Consider the following 7,412-nt stretch of genomic DNA (forward strand, 5'->3'; position numbering starts at 1 on the left):
CGCGCGGTCGACTCGTCAGTCGCTCAAGGGCGTCAGCCGGATCGCCCACGCGCCGGCCTCCCACGCCCGGCACAGGGCCGCCTCGTCCGGCACGCCGTCGACGACGCGCACGCCGTTGAGCCGCGCAAACGCGGGGTTGGCGCGGACCATGAGGCCGTAGGCGGCGACGACGTCGGGCCTCGCGGTGCAAACCGTGACGCGCGCTCGACGCGACCGGCCCTTCAGTCTGACCGGGACGACATCGCCCGTACGCAGATTGCGCTTCCACCCGGAGGACGTACCGACGAGCAGGTCGTCGCCGTCTGCAAGGTAGGCCACGGGGACCGCGTATCGGCGCCCCGATGCGCGGCCCATAAAAGACAGCACGACGAGCCGCCGCCCGAGGAGCGAGGCCGGACCGGGCGTCCGCAGCAGGCCGCGCACGACGACGTTGATGGCCCGCTGGCCACGCAGCCCGTGGCGGTGCTGCGCGGTCTGGGTCGAGGCCTGGGCACCCGTGTCCATCGAGTCTCCTTCTCCGCGAAGTGTTGGCCTGGCCAACATAGCGAATGTTGGCGGGACCCGCAATGGTTACGCTGGGGCGCATGCCTGTGGACCACGACCGCATCCGTCGGCTCCCGGAGCGGCTCGTCGGCCGCCCGCTCTGGATCCTGAGCCGCGTCGCGGCGCGATCGTCGGCGCTGCTGGCCCGGGGCTTCGAGGAGTACGGGCTGCGCGGCCATCACTACCGGCTGCTGGCCGCGCTCGCCGAGTGGGGGGCCGCGAGCCAGGCGGACCTCGGCCGCGACACCGGCATCGACCGCAGCGACGTCACGGCCGCGACCGTCGACCTGGAGGCCCGCGGGCTCGTCGAGCGGAGCGCCGACCCCGAGCACAGACGGCGCAAGATCGTCACGCTCACCCCGGCCGGCACCCAGATGCTCGCCCGACTGGAGGCCACCATCGACCAGGTGCACGAGGCGGTGCTGGCGCCGCTGACCGGGGCGCAGCGGCGGGAGCTCGCGCGGCTGCTGTCGAAGCTGGGGTAGAGCCTCGTCGACAGGATCGCCGCGGCGGCGGTGCCGCCGTCGCCGAGCTGAGCCGGCCGATGGGCCGAGACCTGTGCAGGACGTCCACACGCCCGATGTGCGCGCGCAACCTACGGTCCCGTAGGGTCGGGGTATCTGCTCCACGGGTGTATGTCCGCCCTCCGCGGCTGGGAAGTCGACACCGACCGCTGCGAGGCATCATGCCGCTGACCGCCCCCACTGCCCGCCGGGAGGCGCGCAACACCAGCACGTACACCGCGTTGTCGCGGACGGTGCGCGAGGTCGGGCTGCTGCGCCGTGCCTATCGCTATTACGCGTGGACCGGTGGTGTGCTCGCCGTCGCCCTCGCCGGCGTGATCGCCTGCATCGTCGTTCTCGGTGACTCGTGGTGGCAGCTCCTGCCGGCGGGCGCCCTCGGGGTCCTGTTGACCCAGTGCGCCTTCCTCGCGCACGAGGCGGCGCACCGCCAGGTGCTCACGTCGGGGCCCGCGAACGACCGGCTCGGTCGCTTCCTCGCCAACGGCGTGGTGGGGATCAGCTACTCGTGGTGGATGACCAAGCACTCGCGTCACCACGCCAACCCGAACCGGGTCGGCAAGGACCCGGACATCGAGAACGACACCATCGTGTTCACCGCGGAGGGCGCGCGCGCCCAGCGGCGGTGGCTCCGTCCGCTCCTGCGGGTGCAGGGGTGGGCGTTCTTCCCGCTGCTGACGCTCGAGGGCATCAACCTGCACCTGACGTCGATCCGGTCGCTCCTGACCGGGCCGCGCACCGAACGACGCACCCGCGCGCTGGAGCTCGTCACGATCGCCGTGCGGCTGACGCTCTACGTCGGCGCGCTGGTCTGGTTCCTCCCCCTCGGGCTGGCGGCCGCGTTCCTCGGCGTCCAGCTGGCCGTGTTCGGGGTCTACATGGGCGCCTCGTTCGCGCCCAACCACAAGGGCATGGCGATCATCCCTGCCGACAGCCGCATCGACTTCTTCGCCAAGCAGGTGCTCACCTCGCGCAACATCCGCGGCGGTCCCGTCATGAGCGTCCTCATGGGCGGCCTCAACTACCAGATCGAGCACCACCTGTTCCCCAGCATGCCGCGCCCGCACCTGGGCCGGGCACGCGAGCTGGTGCGCGAGCACTGCGCCTCGCAAGGGGTGCCGTACACCGAGACCAGCCTCGTGCGCTCCTACGCGATCGTGGTGCGCTACCTCAACGAGGTGGGGCTGGCCGCGCGGGATCCCTTCGACTGCCCTGCCTACCACCGGCTGCGGGGCGTGTGAGCCGCGCCGGACGGCACTCGGGAGAAGCCGTACCCCGTCGGGTGGTTCCTGCGGTCCGCATCCGGTTCGACGCCGACGCGCAGCCCGTGCTCCGCGCGGGCGACGACCTGACGCTGCGCCCGTGGCGCGACGACGACGCTCCCGCTGTGCGTGCCGCGTACGAGGACCCGGCGATCCAGCGCTGGCACGTGCGTCGCCTGGACTCGGACGAGGCCGCGCGCCTGCTGCTGGCCGGCTGGAACGACCTCTGGCCGACGGGCGAGGGGGCGGGCTGGGCCGTCGTCGACGGCGACGACCACCTGCTCGGTCGCGTCGGACTGGGCGCGTTCGACCTGTTCGGCGGGGCGGCCGAGGTCGTCTACTGGACGGTGCCGGCCGCACGCGGCCGGCACGTGGCGCCGCGCGCGGCCAAGGCGGCCGCCCGATGGGCCCTGGACGTCGGGTTCACGCGCCTGGAGCTGAGGCACTCGACCGCCAACTCGGCCTCGTGCACGGTCGCGGCTCGGGCAGGCTTCGCCGGTGAGCGCGTGGACCGCAGCGCGCTCCAGCACGCCGACGGCTGGCACGACATGCACGCCCACGCACTCGTAGCGGTCGGCTGACAGGCTGCAAGACCGCTGCAAGGCCGGCTGCGTGCAGGCCCGGCGGCCTGGCGCAGGCGCGCCGCTGCCCTCACCCGTGCCCAGCACCCTCGAGCTGCTCCACGATGTAGCCCAGCATCCCGCCGACGACGTCGAGCGCATCCCGGACTCCGCCTCGCGACCCCGGGACGGAGCGCGTCAGGGGTCATGCCGACGGCCGCGGCAACCTCAGCGCCGGGCTGTGGCCGGCTGAACGACAACGCTGCGGGGATTCTTGCGAGAACTTCGCGAAAGCCTATTTTGGTCTGACCAGAGACGAAGGGGGCCCGCCGATGGCCGAAGCACGTCCGCGCGTCCAGCGCACTGGGCTGGGTCCGGCGCGCGCCGACGTGCTCGACCATCTGCGCCGCTCAGGCCAGGAGGAGCCCCTCGCCGATATCGCGGAGGCGGTGCAGCTGAGCCCCAGCACCACCCGCTTCCACCTGGACGCGCTGGTCCGCGACGGGCTCGTGATCCGCGAGACCGAGAAGCGCGCAGGGGCCGGGCGCCCACGCGCTCTGTACCGCGCCGAGGCGCCGCGCGCCCCCGCCCCGGACGAGGCCGCGATGTACCAGGGACTGGCCGGAGCACTGGTCCGCCAGCTGGTGTCGGTCGCGAACGCCGGCGAGCAGGCCGAGGCCGCCGGGTACGCGTGGGGCACCGAGCTCGCCGCCGAGCGGCAGGACCTGGAAGGCGTCGACCGGATCGTCGACATGCTCGGCGAGCTCAGCTACCGGCCCGAGGTGGTCGGCAAACCGCCCCGGGCGATCGAGATGCGCCCGTGCCCGTTCAAGGACCTGCTGGAGATCGACGCCGCCGTGGTGTGCCGCCTGCACCTGGGCCTGATGCGCGGGCTGGTGGCCGACGACCCCGAGCTGCGCGTCACCGGGCTCGAGCCCTGGACGACACCCACGACGTGCGTCGCCCGCCTGGAGCACCGCCATGCCTGACGGCACCTTCGACGCCGTCGTCGTGGCCGGCGGGCGCGGCAGCCGCCTGGGCGGGCTCCGTAAGCCCGAGCTCAGCGTGGGAGGGCGCCGCCTTGTCGACGTCGCGCTCGCGGCCGCCGCCGAGGCGCGCCGGTGCGTCGTCGTCGGCGACGTGCCGGTCCCCGCGGGCGTGCTGCGCACGCGCGAGGACCCGCCCTACGGCGGCCCGGTCGCGGCCGTGGCCGCGGGCATGGCGCTGCTGGCCGGCGACCACGCGCCGTGGACGCTGCTCCTCGCCGGCGACCTGCCCGACGCCGAGGCCGCCGTCGCCCGCCTGCTCGCTGCCGGCGCGGACCCCGACGACGACGGGCTCTGCCTGCTGGACCCCGGCGGCCGGCTGCAGTGGCTGCTCGGGGTGTACCGCACCAGCGCGCTGCTGGCCCGCCTCTCGGATCGCGGCGACCCCCCGCTGACCGCGATGCACAGGCTCCTGAGCCCGCTGCGGCTGCGCGGCGTCGACCCGTCCGGCGCGCGCGTCGACGACGTCGACACCCCAGAGGATGCGGCGCGCTGGGGCATCGCGCTCCCCTGAGAGCTGCGCCTCTCACGACCCGGCACCGCGGCGATAGAGCGGGGCTATCGCCTCATCGGTCATCGCGCTTGGACATGCCCTGAGGTCGGGCCGATCCTGGAAGAGGTGGACCGGACGGAGGCACCTCATGAGCGAGAAAGCAACGATCGAGCCAGTGGCCGACCTGGTGGTCATTCAGGAGACGGTCACGTCATACGTCATCCGACCGGAAGCGCTGGCCTCCATCCGTCCGACGACCGTCCCCACGGGGACGTACGTCGCGCGGTTCGACAGCGGAGGCGTGGGCGACCCGACCTTCGCGGTGCTGCCCTACACGGACGGCCGCTCCGCCCAGACCATCACCCTGGCGGAGGCCGGCGAGGTCACGGACCGCTCGCCGCGGTACATGCGCGCCGCCGACAGGGCCGATGCGGTGGACTACCGGCTGCGCATGCCGGTGAGCTTCCCCGGCTGGGCGCCGCCGTCGCCGGAGGTGCCTGCGTAAGACGTGACGACGCAGGGCCGGACCAAGCGTCCGACCCTGCGTCTCGCATGCCTGAGGCACCGCGGCGATACGCTTGCTGGGGTGGACACCGGCGTCGCCGCGCGGGCGGCTGAGCGCATCTCGGCGGCTGAGCGCACCTCCGTGCAGGTGGGGCGCGCTCCGCTGACGGGCTGCGCGACCTTCCCCGACCGTGACCCGTGATGCAGTTCCGCCAGCTCGAGTACTTTGTCGCCGTCGCGGAAGAGCGGCACTTCGCGCGCGCGGCCGCGCGGTGCTTCGTCTCCCAGCCGGCGCTCTCCGCCGGCATCGCCAAGCTCGAGGCCGAGCTCGGCGTGGCGCTCATCAACCGGGTCCACGCGTATGAGGGTCTGACGCCCGAGGGCGAGCGCCTCGTGGGGTGGGCACGCCGGATCCTGGCCGAGCACGACGCCCTGAAGGCCGAGGTCAGCGCGATGCAGCACGGCGTCGGTGGGACGCTGCGGCTCGGCGTCGGGCCGACGACGGCGGTGACCACCGTCTCGATCACCCGCGCCTTCTGCGCCCAGCACCCGCTCGTGCGCGTCCAGGTGACCGAGCACCTGAGCGCTTCGGAGCTGCACCAACGCCTGCGAGACTTCGAGCTCGACGCCGGCATCGCCTACCTCACGCCCGACGACCAGGGCGGCTTGGAGGTGCTGCCGCTGTACGAGGAGCGTTACGTGCTCGCCGGGGCGCCGGCGCTCATGCCGACCGACGTCGCCCAGTGCGGCTGGGTGGACGCCGCCCGGCTCCCCCTGGTGCTGCTGAACGAGCGGATGCGCGTGCGCCAGGTGATCGACGACGCCTTCGGCGCCCACGGCGTCGACGTCGATCCGCAGGTCGTGGCCGAGTCGGTGGCCTCCCTCCTGGCCTACATCCAGGACGGCCAGTGGGCCACCATCGCGCCGCACACGATCCTGACCCAGAGCCCGGGAACGACCGGGCTGCGGACGCTCCCGCTCGTCGACCCGGAGATCACGGTCAACGTGGTCCTCGCCATCAACGCGGCGGCGCGCCAGGCGGCGGCCGTTCGCGCGTTCGCCACGACCGCTGCGTCCCTGACGCTGCGGGAGCGCCTGCGCTACGTGCATCCGGCATCGCCATGAGGCGTCGCAGACAACAAGACGCCCCGTCGTGTGGAGCGACGGGGCGTCTCGATCCGCTGTCTCATCGGATCCCGCCGACGCTCTCGCGCCGGAAGTCTGGTGCGGAGTCTACAGGTCGGCCGAAATCGTGACGGGCAGACCTGGGCGATCTGCCACAATCGGGCCGTGCCCGACTCCACGCGCTCCGTGACTCGTTCAGAGATCCGCCACGTGCTCTTCGACGCCGACGGCGTGGTGCAGGTCGTTCCCGGGGGATGGCACGCGCTCGTCGAGCCGTTCGTCGGGGACCGTGCGCCGGAGTTCATACGCCTGCTGCACCATGCGATGCCGACGTTCACCGGCGAGTGCGAGCTGCTCCTGTTCCTCGCGTCGGCCCTCGCCGAGGTCGGGGCCAGCGCTTCCCCCGAGCAGGTGTATGACGCCATGTGGCACCGCATCGACCCCGTCGCCGAGTCGTTCGCGCTCGTCGAGGCGCTGCGCAGCAACGGGTACGGCGTCCACCTCGGCACGAACCAGGACTACGACCGGGGCGCCCACATGGCCACCGTGCTCGGCTACGACGCCCTGTTCGACACGAGCAGCTACTCCTACGCCCTCGGCGTCGCGAAGCCCGACCCTGCCTTCTTCACGGCGGCAGCCCGCCGCATCGGCGCGGCGCCCGCCGCGATCCTCTTCGTCGACGACACCCTCGCCAACGTCGAGGGGGCGCGTGCCGCGGGCCTCGCCGCGGTGCACTGGCAGGTCGAGGACGGCCATGCGGCGCTGGTCACGCTGCTCGCGTGGCACGGCGTCGACGTCTGCCGGACGTCGTAGGCCGTCACAGCGCCCGCCGCACCTTCTCGATGAGCGGGCGCAGCCGGTACGGGATGAGCTCCCCCATCGCGAGCGACGTCTCCGTGCGGTCCACGCCGTCGATCTCCAGGATCGCCGCGTCGATGCGGAAGAGATGGTCCGTGTCCTTGCACACGACCTGGACGCGGAGGTCGGCGGTACCGCTGCGCCCGTACACCTGGACCACCTCGGGGATGCGCCCGACCTCCTGCACGATGCGGGCGAGGTCCTTCTGCCGCACCTCGACCTCGAGGAACGCGGTGAGCGGGTGGCCCAGGAACTGAGGGTTGAGGCAGCGGTCGAAGTCGAGGAACGCCCCGGCCGCCTCGAGCTGGCCGAGCCGCGCGTGGATCGTGTTCCGGGACATGTGCAGGCTCTCCGCCAGGGCGGCGACCGTCGCTCGCGGGTCGTCCGCGAGCGCCGCCAGGATGGCGAGGTCTACGGCGTCGTAGCTGCGCACATCGATCAGCGTAACGGCTGGTCGCTGAGCGTTCCGCGCAGCGCGCCGAGGGGTGCTGGCCGCCCTC

Annotated in this window: 10 protein-coding genes; 8 read left to right on the forward strand and 2 right to left on the reverse strand. The window is 72.9% G+C overall.

The features are described from left to right. Positions 1-15: 15 nt before the first annotated feature. On the reverse strand, positions 16-504 hold the full coding sequence (locus tag ACO4JP_RS11680; RefSeq protein WP_425953862.1) for a hypothetical protein: 489 nt from the start codon (positions 502-504) through the stop codon (positions 16-18). Positions 505-584: 80 nt separating this feature from the next. On the opposite strand from ACO4JP_RS11680, the gene ACO4JP_RS11685 reads away from it, so the two are divergent. The 8 genes from ACO4JP_RS11685 to ACO4JP_RS11720 all read left to right on the forward strand — a co-directional run bounded on the left by ACO4JP_RS11685 (position 585) and on the right by ACO4JP_RS11720 (position 6,867). After that, on the forward strand, positions 585-1,028 hold the full coding sequence (locus tag ACO4JP_RS11685) for a MarR family winged helix-turn-helix transcriptional regulator (RefSeq protein WP_425953863.1): 444 nt from the start codon (positions 585-587) through the stop codon (positions 1,026-1,028). Positions 1,029-1,228: 200 nt separating this feature from the next. Then, entirely contained in the window at positions 1,229-2,305 is a 1,077-nt protein-coding gene (locus ACO4JP_RS11690; RefSeq protein WP_425953864.1) for a fatty acid desaturase family protein, read from the forward strand. A 41-nt stretch (positions 2,306-2,346) separates the two neighbouring features. Beyond that, positions 2,347-2,907: a GNAT family N-acetyltransferase gene (locus ACO4JP_RS11695; RefSeq protein ID WP_425953865.1), complete on the forward strand. Its 561-nt coding sequence runs from the start codon at positions 2,347-2,349 to the stop codon at positions 2,905-2,907. 311 nt (positions 2,908-3,218) lie between these two features. Further along, positions 3,219-3,875, forward strand: coding sequence for a helix-turn-helix transcriptional regulator (locus ACO4JP_RS11700; RefSeq protein ID WP_425953867.1), 657 nt, complete (start codon positions 3,219-3,221; stop codon positions 3,873-3,875). Beyond that, positions 3,868-4,446 (forward strand): molybdenum cofactor guanylyltransferase, encoded by a 579-nt coding sequence (gene mobA / locus ACO4JP_RS11705; RefSeq protein ID WP_425953868.1) that lies wholly within the window; start codon positions 3,868-3,870, stop codon positions 4,444-4,446. Before ACO4JP_RS11700 ends, mobA begins: the two co-directional genes overlap by 8 nt. Positions 4,447-4,573: 127 nt before the next feature. After that, positions 4,574-4,930 carry a hypothetical protein gene (locus ACO4JP_RS11710; RefSeq protein WP_425953869.1) on the forward strand — a complete coding sequence of 119 codons (357 nt, stop codon included), beginning with the start codon at positions 4,574-4,576 and terminating at the stop codon, positions 4,928-4,930. A 200-nt stretch (positions 4,931-5,130) separates the two neighbouring features. Further along, positions 5,131-6,054 carry a LysR family transcriptional regulator gene (locus ACO4JP_RS11715; RefSeq protein ID WP_425953870.1) on the forward strand — a complete coding sequence of 308 codons (924 nt, stop codon included), beginning with the start codon at positions 5,131-5,133 and terminating at the stop codon, positions 6,052-6,054. Between the two features lie 165 nt (positions 6,055-6,219). Then, positions 6,220-6,867, forward strand: coding sequence for an HAD-IA family hydrolase (locus ACO4JP_RS11720; protein WP_425953872.1), 648 nt, complete (start codon positions 6,220-6,222; stop codon positions 6,865-6,867). 4 nt (positions 6,868-6,871) lie between these two features. Here the strand turns inward: ACO4JP_RS11720 and ACO4JP_RS11725 are convergent, their stop codons facing one another. Then, on the reverse strand, positions 6,872-7,345 hold the full coding sequence (locus ACO4JP_RS11725; protein WP_425953873.1) for an Lrp/AsnC family transcriptional regulator: 474 nt from the start codon (positions 7,343-7,345) through the stop codon (positions 6,872-6,874). Positions 7,346-7,412: the final 67 nt, after the last annotated feature.

The organism is Xylanimonas sp. McL0601, from assembly GCF_049852175.1.
Taxonomy (GTDB): Bacteria; Actinomycetota; Actinomycetes; order Actinomycetales; family Cellulomonadaceae; genus Xylanimonas.

Excerpts from the sequence above, each read along its gene's own strand:
- ACO4JP_RS11680 (WP_425953862.1), bottom strand. The coding sequence starts at position 504 with ATGGACACGGGTGCCCAGGCCTCGACCCAGACCGCGCAGCACCGCCAC.
- ACO4JP_RS11685 (WP_425953863.1), top strand. The coding sequence starts at position 585 with ATGCCTGTGGACCACGACCGCATCCGTCGGCTCCCGGAGCGGCTCGTC.
- ACO4JP_RS11690 (WP_425953864.1), top strand. The coding sequence starts at position 1,229 with ATGCCGCTGACCGCCCCCACTGCCCGCCGGGAGGCGCGCAACACCAGC.
- ACO4JP_RS11700 (WP_425953867.1), top strand. The coding sequence starts at position 3,219 with ATGGCCGAAGCACGTCCGCGCGTCCAGCGCACTGGGCTGGGTCCGGCG.
- mobA (WP_425953868.1), top strand. The coding sequence starts at position 3,868 with ATGCCTGACGGCACCTTCGACGCCGTCGTCGTGGCCGGCGGGCGCGGC.
- ACO4JP_RS11710 (WP_425953869.1), top strand. The coding sequence starts at position 4,574 with ATGAGCGAGAAAGCAACGATCGAGCCAGTGGCCGACCTGGTGGTCATT.
- ACO4JP_RS11715 (WP_425953870.1), top strand. The coding sequence starts at position 5,131 with ATGCAGTTCCGCCAGCTCGAGTACTTTGTCGCCGTCGCGGAAGAGCGG.